We start from the raw sequence: 13928 nt of genomic DNA on the forward strand, positions 1-13928 counted from the left end.
CACTGCTCGCGCACGTCGTGTCGGCCCTGACGGCGGGCCGCGACGTGGCCGCCACGGCCGCAGCCCTGGGCGTCAACACCCGTCTGCTGCACCGGCGTTCGCTCACGGCGTTCGGCTACGGCCCCAAGACCCTCGCCCGGGTCCTGCGGCTGCAGCGGGCCCTCGCGCTGGCCCGCGCGGGCGTCCCCCTCGCCGAGACCGCCGTCCGCGCCGGATACGCGGACCAGTCCCATATGGCGCGCGACGTGAGGGAGTTGACGGGGCAGACGCTCGGCCGTCTGCTGTGACCGCCGGGGGTCCGTCAGGCGAACAGGTCGACCTGATTGCCGTCCGGGTCTTGCACGACCGCGTACCGCTGCCCCCACACGGCGTCCCACGGCTTCGCCTCGCCGTGGTACCCGGCGCCGGTCAGCTCCGCGTACGTCGCGTCGACCCCGGCCGCGTCGCCGCAGTGGAAGGCGAGCGCGATCCGGCCGCGGCCGGTGTTCTCGCCGCTCCCGTCCGGGTCGAACATCAGGCGGATCCCGCCCGTCGCCTCCGCCTCCACGTGGGGCAGCTGCTCGGCGCCCTCGGGAAAGGCGAGGCCGAGGCGGCGGTAGAAGGCCAGCGAGGCGGCCAGATCGGTGGTGCTGACGCCGATGGCGTCCATACGGACTGCGGGCTTGTCGGTCTCGTTCATGCAGGCACCGTAGACAACCGCCAGGTCACCCGTCTTGAACGAAACGGACACGGCGGGCCGTCAGTAGAGTCCGGCCCCATGGCACACCACGCCCCCGCCCTCCTCGTCCACACCCGCACCGCCGACTACCGCCACGACTCCATCCCGCACGCCGTCGCCACCCTGCGCGACCTCGGCTTCGACGTGCGGCACACGGAGGAACCCGAGGCGTTCGCGCGCGGGCTCGGGCAGCGGCCGGACGCCGTCGTCTTCCTGTCCACCAGCGGCGACGTCCTCACCCCCGCCGGGCGGGAGCTGCTCAAGGCGTACGTCGACGGGGGCGGCGGGTTCGCCGGGGTGCACGCCGCCGCCTGCACCGAGTACGGGTGGCCGTACTACGGGCAGCTGCTCGGGGCGCGCTTCGCGCGGCACCCCGACTACCAGCCGGGCCGCGTCCTGGTCACCGACCACGACCATCCCGCCACCCGACACCTCGGCGACAGCTGGGAGTTCACCGACGAGTGGTACGACTTCCGGACCGATCCGCGCGAGGACCCGGCGGTCCGGGTGCTCGCGTACGCCGACGCGTCCTCGTACGAGGGGGCCACGACGGGCGACCACCCGCTGGTGTGGTGCCGCGACCAGGGCGCGGGCCGCGTCTTCTACACCGCGCTCGGGCACGCGGACGCCGCCTACGACGACCCGGACTTCCGGGCGCACCTCGCAGGCGGCATCCGCTGGGCGGCGCGCTCCGTCAGCGGCTGAACCGCAGCGTCACCAGCTCGAACGGCCGCAGGGACAGGGCGACTTCACCCTCCTCGACCGCGTAGGCGGGCGCGTCCGCGAGCGGGCGCTCCAGCAGGTCCGTGGCGACGACCGACGCCGCCTCGAAGCCGAGCGCCAGGGACGTCCGGGCCCGGCCGCCCCCGGCCTCGTACAGCCGGACCACGACGTCGCCCGAACCGTCGTCCGCCAGCTTCACCGCGCTCACGGCCACCGCGTCGGAGCCGGCCGTGCACAGCGGCGCCACCGCGCCGGAGCCGGTCACCCGGCGCTCCGGCACGTTGATGCGGTACCCCTCGCGGACCGCGTCGACCACCGTCGCGCCCGGCGCGAGCGCGTACCGGAAGCGGTGCACGCCCTGGTCGGTGAGCGGGTCGGGGAAGCGCGGGGCGCGCAGCAGCGAGAGGCGGACCGTGGTGGTCGTGCCCGCGTCGGAGCCGCGGACCGTGCGGGTCACGTCGTGGCCGTACGTCGAGTCGTTGACGAGGGCCACGCCGAACCCGGGCTCCTCCAGGTGCACGAAGCGGTGGTTGCAGGCCTCGAACTTGGCCGCCTCCCAGCTCGTGTTGGTGTGGGTGGGCCGGTACAGGTGGCCGAACTGTGTCTCCGCCGCGTACCGGTCCGCGTGGATGTCCACGGGGAAGGCCGCCTTGAGGAACTTCTCCGTCTCGTGCCAGTCGACCTCGGTGGCGATGTCGAGCCGCTTCTCGCCGGCCGTGAGGGTCAGCACCTGCGTGGCGCGGGAGGCGCCGAAGGACCGTACGACCTCGACGGACACCTCGTGGGGCGTCGCCGAGAGCACCGTCACCGCGTCCACGTCCGTCAGGTCCGTGACCACGTTGCGGTAGAACTCGTCGACGTCCCACGCATCCCACATGTTGGGGAAGTCCGGGTGGATCTGGAGCAGGTTCGCCGCCGCGCCCGGCGCGACCGTCTCGCGGCCCGCCGCGATGTCGTACGCCGACACGACCAGGCCGCGCGCGTCGATCTCCACGCGCAGCAGGCCGTTGTCGAGGACGTGGCCGCCGCCGGTGCGGTCGGCCACCGTGACCGTGCCGGTGACGACGGGGGCGCCCGCGCCGCCCGCCGCGATCCCGGAACGGTCGTGCGCCGCCGCGTTGAAGACCAGCTCCCCGGTGCCCTCGCCCGCGAGCGCGCGCTGCGCCGCGTCGATGATCCCGGTCAGCTCGGCAGCCACCGCCGCGTACGTCTTCTCCGCCTCGCGGTGCACCCACGCGATCGAGGAGCCCGGCAGGATGTCGTGGAACTGGTGCAGCAGCACCGTCTTCCAGATCCGGTCCAACTCCTCGTACGGGTAAGGGAACCCGGCCCGCACCGCGGCCGTCGCCGCCCACAGCTCGGCCTCGCGCAGCAGGTGCTCCGAGCGGCGGTTGCCCTGCTTGGTCCGGGCCTGGCTGGTGAGCGTCGCGCGGTGCAGTTCGAGGTACAACTCGCCGACCCACACCGGGGGTTCGGCGTACTCCGCCTCGGCCTTCTCGAAGAACGCGCGCGGCGTCTCCCACGTGACGTGCGCCGAGCCCTCCAGGGACCTCATCCGCTTCGCCTTGGCGATCATCTCGCGGGTCGTGCCACCGCCGCCGTCGCCCCAGCCGGTCGGCGCGAGCGAGTGCTTGGCGACGCCCTTGTCCTTGAAGTTGCTCGCCGCGTGGGCGATCTCCCGGCCCAGCATCGAGCAGTTGTAGGTGTCGACCGGCGGGAAGTGCGTGAAGATCCGCGTCCCGTCGATGCCCTCCCAGGCGAAGGTGTGGTGCGGGAACTTGTTGATCTGTGACCACGAGATCTTCTGCGTCAGCAGCCACTTGGAGCCCGCCGCCTTGATGATCTGCGGGAGCCCGGCGGCGAAGCCGAAGGTGTCGGGCAGCCACGCCTCCTCGTTCTCGACGCCGAACTCGTCGAGGAAGAACCGCTTGCCGTGCACGAACTGACGGGCCATCGCCTCCGAGCCCGGCATGTTCGTGTCCGACTCGACCCACATGCCACCGGCCGGCACGAAACGGCCCTCGGCCACCGCCTTCTTGACCTTCGCGTAGACCTCGGGGCGGTGCTCCTTGATCCAGGCGTACTGCTGGGCCTGGGACATGGTGTAGACGAAGTCGTCCTCCGTCTCCAGGAGGTTCGTCATGTTCGACGTCGTGCGCGCGACCTTGCGCACGGTCTCGCGCAGCGGCCACAGCCACGCCGAGTCGATGTGCGCGTGCCCGATCGCGCTGATGCGGTGCGCGGAGGCGTCCGCGGGCGCCGACAGGACACCCGCGAGGTACGAACGGGCGGCTGCGGCCGTGCCGTTGACGTCCTGGAGGTCGACCGCGTCGAGGCAGCGGCTCACCGCGCGCAGCAGCTCCCAGCGGCGCCCGCCCTCGACGGGCAGCTGCTCCATCAGCTCGCCGACGACCTCCAGGTCGGCGACCAGCTCCCACACGTCACGGTCGAAGACCGCGAGGTCCATGCGCTCCAGGCGGTACTGGGGCGCGTCGCCCGCGGTCTCCTTGTCGCCGAGGTCGGTCGGCCGGAACGGCTCGTCGCCGAGCAGCACCGGGTTGGACGCCGCCTCCAGGTGCCACTCGACGCGCTCGCCGCCGGCCACCGGGTCGCCGACGCGGACCCACTGGTTGCGCGGGTTGACCGCCTTGACCGGCTCGCCGGCCGGCGTGTAGACGAGCGCCTCGCACTGGAAGCCGGGCATCCGCTCGTCGAAGCCGAGGTCGAGCACGGCCTCGACGGTCCTCCCCGCCCACTGCGCGGGGACCTCGCCGGTCACCTTGAACCAGGTCGTCGCCCACGGAGCCCCCCACGCGTCGCCGACCGCGACCGGGCCGTGCGTCGCGGCCAGGCCCTCCTCGACCGGCACCGGCTCGCCGGGCGCGGTCCACGCCTCGACCGTCAGCGGCACCGACGCGGGATACACGGCGGGACGTATCCGCTCGTCCAGTACGCGCTTGAGGCGGGCCTCTACGAGGGCACGGTCGTCATGCATGGGTGGGGCTCCTGCTTCTCGTGGTGCTTTATGTGGTGCGTGTGGTGTTACCAGGCTGCGGTGACGGTAACCGCTGCCGACGCCGTGTACAGCTCCCCGACGGCACGCAGTTCGAAGGTGACGGCACTCTCGCCCTGCTCGGCGGACAGACCCTTCACATATGCGGCGTTCGCGCAGGTCCCGGTGAGGAAGCGACGGGTGCCGTCCTTCAGGACCCGGTACAGCTCGTAGTGGCGTACGGGCCCGGAGGCGGCCGCCCACGACAGGCGGAACTGCCCGTCGCCCGACGCCTTGTCGACCTTGAGCGCGCCCGGCGCCGCCACCTGCTCGTCCGCGTCCTTCACCAGCAGCGCGCCGAGCCGGTACTTCACGGCGCCCTTACCGGTGAGCCGGACCGCGAGGCCGTGGATCGTGCCGGTGCCGAGGGAGGCGAGCCGGACGGTCGCCTCCGCCCAGCCGCTGCCGGCCGTCCCCGCGGGCAGGAAGGAGTACGTCAGCGCCTCGCCCGGGCGGTCGGGCTCCTGGAGCGCCACTCCGACCTCGACCGTGACGGACCCCGTGGTCGCGCGCTGGGCGAGGGTCACCGTCGTCGCGGCGCTCAACGGCAGCCGGGTGCCGTGCAGTTCGACGACGACCGGCGCGTTCGGGGTGCCGTCGACCAGCAGGCTCGATCCGCCGTGCCAGGCGTCCGCGAAGTCCAGGGTCACCGAAGGGCGGGTGCCCGTAGTGCGGGTCACCCAGCGGCGGCCGGGCAGCCGGTCCTGGACGCCGAGCTGGTTCCAGGGCTTGTCCGAGCGCACGGCCCCGCCGTCGTACCAGGCCAGTCCGTGCCCGGTGTTGAAGCCGCACCCGAACGGGAGCGCCGAGACAGTCGACCGGTCGGCGACCACGCCGGCCGCGGCCCGCCAGGCGCCGCTCGACGGACGCGACGGGTCGAGCGAGGTGCCCGTCCAGAACTGGTCGTCGGCGGCGTGGAACTGGCCGGGCGTGCTGCCCTCGGCCAGGTGCTTGTACGTCCACTCCGGCCGGTAGAAGCCGTACGACGTGGTGTGGGCGCCGCTCGCGGGGAGCAGCGCGTCCCAGTTCACGGACGTGTTCCAGCCGCCCGACTCGACGTCGATCCCGGCCCACAGGTCGTAGCGGTCCCCGCCGAGCGACTCGGCGAGCGCGGCCGACGAACCCAGCCCGGACGCCGTCCAGTTGAAGTTGACGAAGAAGGTGTCGGAGCGGGTGAAGAAGTCCTGGTTCTGGGCGTTGAGCTGGTTCTGCCAGGACACCGCACCCGACTTCACCATCGCGTCGTACCAGTCGACGCGCAGCCCGTGCGGCGTCCCGAGCCGCTTCAGCTCGGCGAGGAACGCCATCATCTGCGTGGCGAGCGCCGCGTCGCCGCCGGACGTCTCGGCGTTCACGAACCAGCCGTCGAAGCCGTACGCGACGGCGACGTCCACGAGCCTCTGCGCGAGCGGGAAGGAGCCGTCCGCGGCCTTCTGGACGAGGTCGCGGGTCCACTGCAACTGACCGTCGTACGCGGTCGGCGGCAGGAAGATGTTGCCGAGGACGGTGACGCCGTGCCGGTGCGCGGCGTCCACGACCGGCGCGTTCGGCGCGAGCACGATGCCCTCGCCGGAGGAGCCGCCCCAGAAGACGAGCTCGTCGATGTACGCCCAGTGCGTCAGCGCGTAGTACGAGGCGGTCGGGCCGCCCTGCGAGGGGTTGCCCGCCGTCGGGTCGAAGGAGACCAGCGACGTGATGCGGGCCTGGTCGGTGCGGGCCGTGCCGTTCACCGGGACCGGCGTGAAGCGCGGCGCGAGCGGCACCGTCGACCGGTTGAAGGCGAGATCCGCGTCGCTCGCCGCCGTCCACGACTTCAGGGACCGCCAGGTGATGCCGGCGCCGGGCGAGCCGCTGGGCAGCGAGTCCGGGAACCAGTACGAGGCGTACGGCTGGAGGTCCTGCGCCGCCTTTGCGGCGGCGGTGGCCGGGACGGCAGGCGCCAGCAGGGCGGCGGCCGTGGCGGCCGAGCCCAGGACGACGGTACGGCGGGTGGGGCGCATACGAGGAGTACGGGTCATTGCTGAAGGGCTCCTTGGAAGGGGGAGTCAGTCGACCTCTGCGGGGGTGACCACCGCGGTGATGCCGCGAGCGGCCAGGTGTTCCTTGTCGTGCGCGTGCTCGGCCAGCACCACGGCGGGGCGGACGCCCCGGGCCGTCAGCCGGTGCCAGGCCTCGAAGAAGGCGCCGCCGGGACCGCACGGTGCGCGGTGCGGGGAGGCGACGGTGTCGCCGGTGTCGAGGGCGAGGGCGGTCGTGCGCACCGCCGGGGTGTGGTCGCGGCCGCGCCACTGCTCGACGACCCGGGCGATGGCCGCGCCCGCGGGCTTGACCTCGCGCTCATTGGTCAACAGGCCCAGGCTGTATTCCAGTTCGGGGAAGTCGGCGAGGTCGCGGGAGACGTCGTGCGAGCACCACCAGGTGACGCCCCACACGTTCTCGCAGTCCAGCGCGTTCGCGATGGTCGCCTCGGTGAAGTGCGCGGCGTGCTCGGCCGGGATGTGCGGGGCGGGCGCGCCTACCTCCTGCAGCCAGACCGGCCGCTCCGGGTCGGTGTGCCAGGCGCGGGCCAGCTCGATCATGTACGCGGCGTGGTGCTCGGTCGCCACGCCCGTGCGGCCGTGCCGCTGGGCGGTGCCGTTGAACACCCACGAGTGGACGGCGGTCGCGGCGCCGAGCCGGGCGGCCTGCGCGGGCGTGAACGGATGCGCGTCCTGGTACCAGGCGGCGTCGTACTCGGCGTGCAGATGGAACTTCCCCGGCGCGCCCGCCTCGCACGCGGCGAGCATCCGCTCCAGCCAGCGCGCCGCCTGCTCGTGGGAGATGCGGTCCGGGTCGGGGTGCGGGTCGTGCGAGAACTGGTTGATCTCGTTGCCGAGGGTCATGCCGAGGAAGTTCGGCCGGTCGGCGAGCGCGGCGGCGAGCGTGCGCAGGTACACCTCCTGGCCGGCGATCACCTCCGGGTCGGCGAAGATGTTGCGCCGGTGCCAGGTCTGCGTCCACGCGGGCAGGAAGTCGAAGCTCGACAGGTGGCCCTGCAGACCGTCCACGTTCACGTCCAGGCCGCGCTCGGCGGCGGCGTCCGCGAGCTGCACCAGCTGCTCGACGGCGCGCGGCCGGATCAGCGTCCGGTTGGGCTGGAACAGCGGCCACAGCGGGAAGACCCGTACATGGTCCAGGCCGAGCGAGGCGATCGAGTCCAGGTCGGCGCGCACGGCGTCGAGGTCGAAGTCGAGCCAGTGGTGGAACCAGCCCTGCGTGGGCGTGTAGTTGGCGCCGAAGCGCAGCGGGCGGACCGATTCGGGCATGCGGAGTTCCTCGGAGTGCGTGCGTGGGGGAGCGGGGGCGGTGCGGGGCTCAGCCCTTGACCGCGCCCTCGCCGACCCCGCGGAAGAAGTAGCGCTGCAGGCAGGCGAACAGCACGATCAGCGGCGCCACGGCGATGACGGTGCCGGCGGCGACCAGGCGCTGGTCGTTGGCGAAGGTGCCGTGCAGGTAGTTCAGGCCGATGGTGAGCGTGAAGTTCGACTGGTCGCTCAGCACGATCAGCGGCCACAGGAAGTCGTCCCAGGCCCCCATGAAGGAGAAGATCGCGACGACCGCGAGGGTGCCCTTGACCGCGGGCAGGGCGATGCGGGTGAAGCGCTGCCAGGCGTTGGCGCCGTCGCAGTAGGCCGCTTCCTCGATCTCGTAGGGGAGGTTGGCGAAGGCGTTGCGCATCAGCAGCACGTTCAGGGCGCCGACGCAGCCCGGCAGCACCACGGCGATCAGGGTGTTGTTGAGCTCCAGGTCCCGCATCGTCATGAACTGCGCGATGATGATCGACTCGACCGGCACCAGCATCGCCATGACGAAGGCCACGGCGGTCAGCTTGCGCCCGCCGAACCGCAGACGCGCCAGGGCGTAGCCGGCGAGCGCCGCGCCCACGCAGTTGGTGAGGACGTTGGCGACCGCGACCTTCAGCGAGTTGAGCGCGAAGTCCCAGACGGGGATGAGGTCGGCGACCTTCGCGAAGTTGTGGAGCGTCGGGTGCGCGGGCAGCAGCTTCGGCGGGTAGCTGTAGATGTCCTCGCCGCTCCCCTTCAGGGAGGTCGACAGCTGCCACAGGAACGGTCCGACCAGCACCGCGAACACCGCGAGCAGCAGCAGGTAGCGCAGGACGAGCTGCCACAGGGGCGGGCGGCGGCCGCCGTCGGCGGTGAACCTCGCGCTGATCCGCGAGCGGTTCCCGGAGCGGGGCCCGGCGGGAGACTCGGCGCTCACGCGTCTTCCTTTCGATCGGCCCGCAGCACGAGCAGCATCAGCACGAGGGTGATCACGAAGACGACCACCGAGATCGCCGAGGCGTACCCGACCCGGCCCGAGAGTCCGGTGCCGACCTGCTGGATCAGCATGACGAGCGTGGTGTCCTCGCCGCCAGGACCGCCGGTGGGGCCCGCCATCAGATAGACCTCGGAGAACACCTTGAAGGCGTTGACGCAGGAGAGCGCGGCGACCAGCACCATGGTCGGGCGCACGGCCGGCACGGTGACGGTCAGGAACCGGCGCACCGCGCCCGCGCCGTCCACGGCGGCGGCCTCGTGCAGTTCGCGCGGGACGTTCCCGAGCGCGGCCATGTAAACGATCATGTAGTAGCCGAGGCCCTTCCAGACCGTCACCAGCATCGCGCTGACGAGCAGCAGCCACTGGTCGCTCAGGAAGTGCACGGGCCCGACGCCGATGGCGCCGAGCACCGCGTTGACCAGGCCGCGGTCGTCGAGCATCCACACCCAGATCAGTCCGACCACGACGACGGAGGCGACGACGGGCGTGTAGAACGCCGACCGGAAGAAGGTGATGCCGGGCAGGTAGCGCTGCACCAGGATCGCGAGCAGCAGCGGCAGGACGACCAGGAGCGGGACCACGCCGACCATGTACAGGACGCTGTTGCGCAGCGCCGTCCAGAACCGCTCGTCGTGGAACAGCTCCTGGTAGTTGGCGCCGCCGACCCAGTCGCCACCGATGAGGGTGCGCCGGTCGGTGAAGGAGTTCGTCACCGTCGTGATGAACGGGTAGAGCACGAAGGCGCCGTTGACCAGCAGCCCGGGCAGCAGGAACAGCCAGGGAGTGGCGGGCAGGTGGGTCCTGATGCCCTTGCGCCGCCTGCCGGTCGCCGCGCCGTCGGGCGCGGGGCCGTGATCCTTGCGGGGGACGGCCGGGGAGGCGGTGACCACGTCACCGCTCCCCGTCCTCGACGTTGCGGACATCAGGTCAGCCGGCCTGCTGCAGCAGCTTGTCGCACGCGGCGACGGCGTCGTCCATGGCCTGCTCGGCGGACTTCTTGCCCTGCATCGCCTTCGCGACCTCGTTCTTCAGGACCGTCTTCATCTGCTCGGTGAAGACCGCCGGGGTGTAGTTCACCGCCGTCTTCAGGGCCTTGGCCGCGGCGACCCGGATGCGGCCCTCGTCGGTGCCGCCGTCCTCGGTGAAGTACTTGTCGTCGAGGCTGCCCTTGGTCGACGGGAAGATCGCGACCTCGTGGGCGAACTTCATCTGGTTCTGCGCGTCCGTGACCCAGTGGGCGAGCGCCACCGCGGCGGGCTTCACCTTCGACTGCGCGTTCACCATCAGGCCCTGGACGTACATGTTGTCCTTGCCCGTGTTGTTCACCGCGGGCGTGATGCCGATGTTCTTGTAGAGGCTCGGCGCCTCCTTCTTGTACGTCTGAAGGTCGCTCGCGCCGCCCGGGTTCATGGCGATCGACTGCTGCTGGAACTTGCGTCCGGCGGACTCGGCGACCGAGGTCAGCGCCTGCGAGTCGAGTGCCTTCGCGTCGTACAACTCCTTGTACTTCTTGACCAGTTCGACGCCCTTGGGCTCGTTGAAGGTGAACTTCGACATGTCGTCGTTCATCAGCTTCACGCCGTAGCGGCCGAAGTCCTCGACGGCCGGCGCGTTCGCCAGCATCGCGATCCTGCCCTTGCTGTTCTTCGCCATCTGCAGCGAGTCCTCGAACAGCTGGTCGTACGTCGTCGGCGGCTTCTCGGCGTCGAGGCCCGCGTCCTTGAAGAGCTTCTTGTTGTAGAACATCGGGCCCGTGTTCAGGTACCAGGGGAAGGCGTACGTGCCCTCCTTGCCCGGCATCGCGTGGCTCTTCCAGGCGCCGTCGAGGTACTCGCCCTTGTACTTGGCGGCGGCCTCGTCGAGGTTGAGCGCGAGTCCGGCCCTGGCGAGCGGCGTCGCGAGGTCGGGGGAGACGTTCACGACGTCGGGCAGCGTGTTGCCCCCGGCCTGCGCGCTGAGCTTGTCCGCGTAGCCCTCGGCGGGCTGGTCGACCCACTTGACCTTGACGTCCGGGTACTTCTTCTCGAAGCCCGCGATGACGCCGTCGAAGTAGCCCTTGAAGTTCGTCTTCAGGTTCCAGGTCTGGAACGTGACCGTGCCCTCGACCTTCCCGGACGCGTCACTGCCGCCGGAGCCCGAGTCCGATCCCCCGCAGGCCGTCATCACGAGGGCCGAACTGACCGCGAGCGCGGTGACGGTGGCTCTACGACGGGCAGGGCGAGATATCCGCATGGCCGGGGCTCCTTTGCACGGACCGAATATTGCGGCGCTGACGGTACTAATGCGTTTTAGTTGATGTCAATGGTTCGGAGAAACTTTGACGTTGCTGCTGGTCAGAGTGGAACTTCCGTCGCTGGTGGACGGTTTGACAGCCGTCGCGGCCGCCCCTAAAGCTGTGCGTACTATTGCGCTTTAGTGCAGGGGCGGTCGCGCAGAATGGACGGTGCTGTGGACGTGCAGGATTCCGGCATACAGGTCGTCGGCGTCACCACGCCCGCCCTCTTCGCGGGGCCCGAGAGCGACCCGCTCCAGGTCGTCCGCGTGCAGGTGCGGCGCACGCGGCCGGTGGGCCCGTTCACGCTGTCGGTCGTCGGCCCGGGGGTCGGCACGCCGCGGCCCCGGCTGGTGCGCGCCGACACGGTCGAGGCGTACGCCGGCGTCGACGCCAGGGCCGAACTCCCGGGCGGGAAGCCGGAGTCGGCGCTCCAGTCCGTCGTCGAGGCGGCGGTGCGCGTGCGCGGTGCGGCGCCGGGGGAGCGGCTGCCGGTCCGGGCCGTGATCGCGACGCCGGACGGCCGGACGCTGTCCACGTACGACTGCACGCTCACCGTCGCCGAACCCGGCTGGACCGTGCGTCTCGTCCCGCACTTCCACTACGACCCCATGTGGTGGAACACGCAGGCCGCGTACACCGCGCTGTGGGACACGCCGGCGCGGCCGGGCGAGGCGGAGAAGGGCTGGGAGTACACCGGCGTCCCCGCCTTCACGCTCGTCCCGCTGCACCTGCAACAGGCCCGCGACGACCCGGCGTACCGCTTCGTCCTCTCCGAGATCGACTACCTGAAGCCCTTCTGGGACACGCACCCCGAACACCGCGACGAGATACGGCAGTTGATCGCAGAGGGCCGCCTGGAGATCGTCGGCGGCACCTACAACGAACCGTCCACCAACCTGACCTCCGCCGAGACGACCGTGCGCAGCGCCGTGCACGGCCTCGGCTTCCACCGCGGGGTCCTCGGGGCCGAGCCGCGCACCGCCTGGCAGCTGGACGTCTTCGGGCACGACCCCGCGTTCCCCGCGCTGATGCGGGGCGCGGGTCTCGACTCGGCGGTGCTCGCGCGCGGCCCGCACCACCAGTGGGGCCCCATGATGGACACCTGGGGCGCCGCCCTGCGCCCGCCGACCGCCATGCAACTGCCCGCCGAATACGACTGGTTGGGCCCCGACGGCACCGGACTCCTGCTCCACTACCTGCCCGCGCACTACTCGGCCGGCTGGTTCTCCCACCAGGCCCCCTCGGCCGAGGACGCCGCCGAACAGCTGCTCGGCCTCTACGAGTTGCTCCGCCAGGGCGCCGCCACGCGCAACGTCCTGATCCCCATGGGAACCGACTTCTCCTGGCCGCACCCCTGGGCGCTCGACGTCCAGCACGCCTGGAACCGGCGCTACACCTGGCCCCGCATGGAGCACAGCGGGCCGCGCGAGCACTTCGGCGCGGTGCGGGCCGAGCTGGCCGCACGCGGTGAGCGGCCGCTGCCCGTCACCCGGGAGATGGGCCCGGTCTACACCGGCAAGGAGGTGACGTACGCCGATGTGAAGCAGGCGCACCGGGCCGCCGAGAACCTGGTGCAGGAAGCCGAGACCTTCGCCGCGCTCGCCCACGGCCTGGGACTGGTCGAGTATCCCGGCGACGCCCTGGACAAGGCCTGGCGGCACCTGCTGCACGCCGCCCACCACGACGCGGTGACCGGCACGTTCTCCGACCAGGTCTACCTGGACCTGCTGCCGACCTGGCGGGAGGCGTCCGAACTCGCCGACGACGTAAGGGAGTCGGCGCTCGCCGCCCTCACAGCGGTGGCCGACACCAGGGGGCCCGGGGACACGGCCGTCACCGTCTTCAACCCGGTGTCGTGGACGCGAACGGACGTGGTGCGCGTACGCGTCACGAGGGCGCTCCTCGGGGCGGGGGACCTCACGCGGATCGGCGTGCGTGACGAGGCCGGCGAGGTGGCGCCGGTCCTCGTGGAACATGCCGGGGCGCACGACGTCCACCTCGCCTTCCTCGCCACGGACCTGCCGCCGCTCGGGCACCGCACGTGGTGGCTGGTCGCGGCGGACGCGCCGCTGTCCGGCGGCTGGCAGCCCCGCCCGGACGCCGAACCGGCCCTGCAGAACGAGGCGTTGCGGGTCGAGGCCGACCCCGCGCGCGGCGGCGGCCTGTGCCGCGTCACCGACCTGCGGACGGGGCAGGAACTGCTCACGCCCGGCGAGGTGGACGAACTCGTCGTGCAGGACGAGTACGCGGCCCACCCCTTCTTCGAGGAAGGGCCCTGGCACCTGCTGCCGAAGGGCCCCGGCATCGGATCGGGCGCCGCACCCGCCGACAGCTGCACCGTCGAGCGGAGCCCGCTCGGCGCCCGGATCGTCAGCACCGGCCGCACGGGAGAGGCCCGCTGGACCCGCACGACCACGCTCTGGACCGGCCTCGACCGCGTCGAACTGACCACCCGCATCGACGAGTTCACCGGCAGCGACCAGCTCCTGCGACTGCGCGTCCCGGCGGACGTCCCCGGCGCCCAGCCCCTCGCCCAGACGGCCACCGCCGCCGTGGCCCGCGGTTTCGCCTTCCCCGACACGGACACCGGCACCGACCGCACCAGGGCACCCTGGACCCTCGACACCCCGTGCCTCAACTGGTTCGCCCTGTCCTCGACGCTCCGCGCCGCACTGACCGGCCCCGACGGGACACCGGCCGGGCAACGGGCCCTCGGCGCCGGGGAGATCGTGCTGCCGGACGCCGGGCTGCCGGGGTACGGCGCCCCCGTCCCGGGAACCGAGGCCACCGACCCGCTCCGCGACCTGGTCACCGCACTCGTCCACCGCGGCGTCACCGCC

9 protein-coding genes and 1 pseudogene are annotated in these 13928 nt (G+C 71.8%); 3 read left to right on the forward strand and 7 right to left on the reverse strand.

Annotation, left to right across the window (positions count from 1 at the left end):
- A partial coding sequence (locus G3I40_RS37780) for a helix-turn-helix domain-containing protein (protein WP_164559337.1) occupies nucleotides 1-287 on the forward strand: 287 nt, incomplete at its 5' end.
- A gap of 14 nt (nucleotides 288-301) precedes the next feature.
- Here the strand turns inward: G3I40_RS37780 and G3I40_RS37785 are convergent.
- The gene (locus tag G3I40_RS37785; protein WP_164559338.1) at nucleotides 302-679 is read right to left on the reverse strand and encodes a VOC family protein; all 378 of its coding nucleotides are present in this window, start codon (nucleotides 677-679) and stop codon (nucleotides 302-304) included.
- A 78-nt stretch (nucleotides 680-757) separates the two neighbouring features.
- On the opposite strand from G3I40_RS37785, the gene G3I40_RS37790 reads away from it, so the two are divergent.
- A complete protein-coding gene (locus G3I40_RS37790) occupies nucleotides 758-1423 on the forward strand; it encodes a ThuA domain-containing protein (protein WP_164559339.1) in 666 nt (221 codons plus the stop codon).
- On the opposite strand, the gene G3I40_RS37795 is transcribed toward G3I40_RS37790, so the two are convergent.
- From G3I40_RS37795 to G3I40_RS37820, 6 genes are read right to left on the reverse strand one after another with little or no spacing between them, the layout of a single operon-like run.
- The gene (locus G3I40_RS37795) at nucleotides 1413-4436 is read right to left on the reverse strand and encodes a glycoside hydrolase family 38 C-terminal domain-containing protein (protein WP_164559340.1); all 3024 of its coding nucleotides are present in this window, start codon (nucleotides 4434-4436) and stop codon (nucleotides 1413-1415) included. The genes G3I40_RS37790 and G3I40_RS37795 overlap by 11 nt on opposite strands.
- 47 nt (nucleotides 4437-4483) lie before the next feature.
- Nucleotides 4484-6511 (reverse strand): endo-beta-N-acetylglucosaminidase, encoded by a 2028-nt coding sequence (locus tag G3I40_RS37800; protein ID WP_164559341.1) that lies wholly within the window; start codon nucleotides 6509-6511, stop codon nucleotides 4484-4486.
- A gap of 27 nt (nucleotides 6512-6538) precedes the next feature.
- The gene (locus G3I40_RS37805; protein WP_164559342.1) at nucleotides 6539-7798 is read right to left on the reverse strand and encodes a glycosyl hydrolase; all 1260 of its coding nucleotides are present in this window, start codon (nucleotides 7796-7798) and stop codon (nucleotides 6539-6541) included.
- Between the two features lie 49 nt (nucleotides 7799-7847).
- Complete coding sequence (locus G3I40_RS37810; protein WP_343245148.1) at nucleotides 7848-8705, reverse strand: carbohydrate ABC transporter permease; 858 nt, start codon at nucleotides 8703-8705, stop codon at nucleotides 7848-7850.
- Nucleotides 8706-8749: 44 nt separating this feature from the next.
- Nucleotides 8750-9703 carry a sugar ABC transporter permease gene (locus G3I40_RS37815; protein ID WP_343245147.1) on the reverse strand — a complete coding sequence of 318 codons (954 nt, stop codon included), beginning with the start codon at nucleotides 9701-9703 and terminating at the stop codon, nucleotides 8750-8752.
- 37 nt (nucleotides 9704-9740) lie between these two features.
- Nucleotides 9741-11045 (reverse strand): sugar ABC transporter substrate-binding protein, encoded by a 1305-nt coding sequence (locus tag G3I40_RS37820; RefSeq protein WP_164559345.1) that lies wholly within the window; start codon nucleotides 11043-11045, stop codon nucleotides 9741-9743.
- Between the two features lie 216 nt (nucleotides 11046-11261).
- Here G3I40_RS37820 and G3I40_RS37825 point away from each other — a divergent pair.
- Nucleotides 11262-13928, forward strand: a pseudogene (locus G3I40_RS37825) (glycoside hydrolase); the annotation flags it as partial.

Origin of the sequence: Streptomyces sp. SID14478, from assembly GCF_010548525.1 — a bacterium.
Taxonomy (GTDB): domain Bacteria; phylum Actinomycetota; class Actinomycetes; order Streptomycetales; family Streptomycetaceae; genus Streptomyces.

What these genes read in the sequence shown, in the direction of transcription:
- G3I40_RS37800 (WP_164559341.1), bottom strand. Translation starts at nt 6,511, where the DNA reads ATGACCCGTACTCCTCGTATGCGCCCCACCCGCCGTACCGTCGTCCTG.
- G3I40_RS37820 (WP_164559345.1), bottom strand. Translation starts at nt 11,045, where the DNA reads ATGCGGATATCTCGCCCTGCCCGTCGTAGAGCCACCGTCACCGCGCTC.
- G3I40_RS37790 (WP_164559339.1), top strand. Translation starts at nt 758, where the DNA reads ATGGCACACCACGCCCCCGCCCTCCTCGTCCACACCCGCACCGCCGAC.
- G3I40_RS37805 (WP_164559342.1), bottom strand. Translation starts at nt 7,798, where the DNA reads ATGCCCGAATCGGTCCGCCCGCTGCGCTTCGGCGCCAACTACACGCCC.
- G3I40_RS37785 (WP_164559338.1), bottom strand. Translation starts at nt 679, where the DNA reads ATGAACGAGACCGACAAGCCCGCAGTCCGTATGGACGCCATCGGCGTC.
- G3I40_RS37795 (WP_164559340.1), bottom strand. Translation starts at nt 4,436, where the DNA reads ATGCATGACGACCGTGCCCTCGTAGAGGCCCGCCTCAAGCGCGTACTG.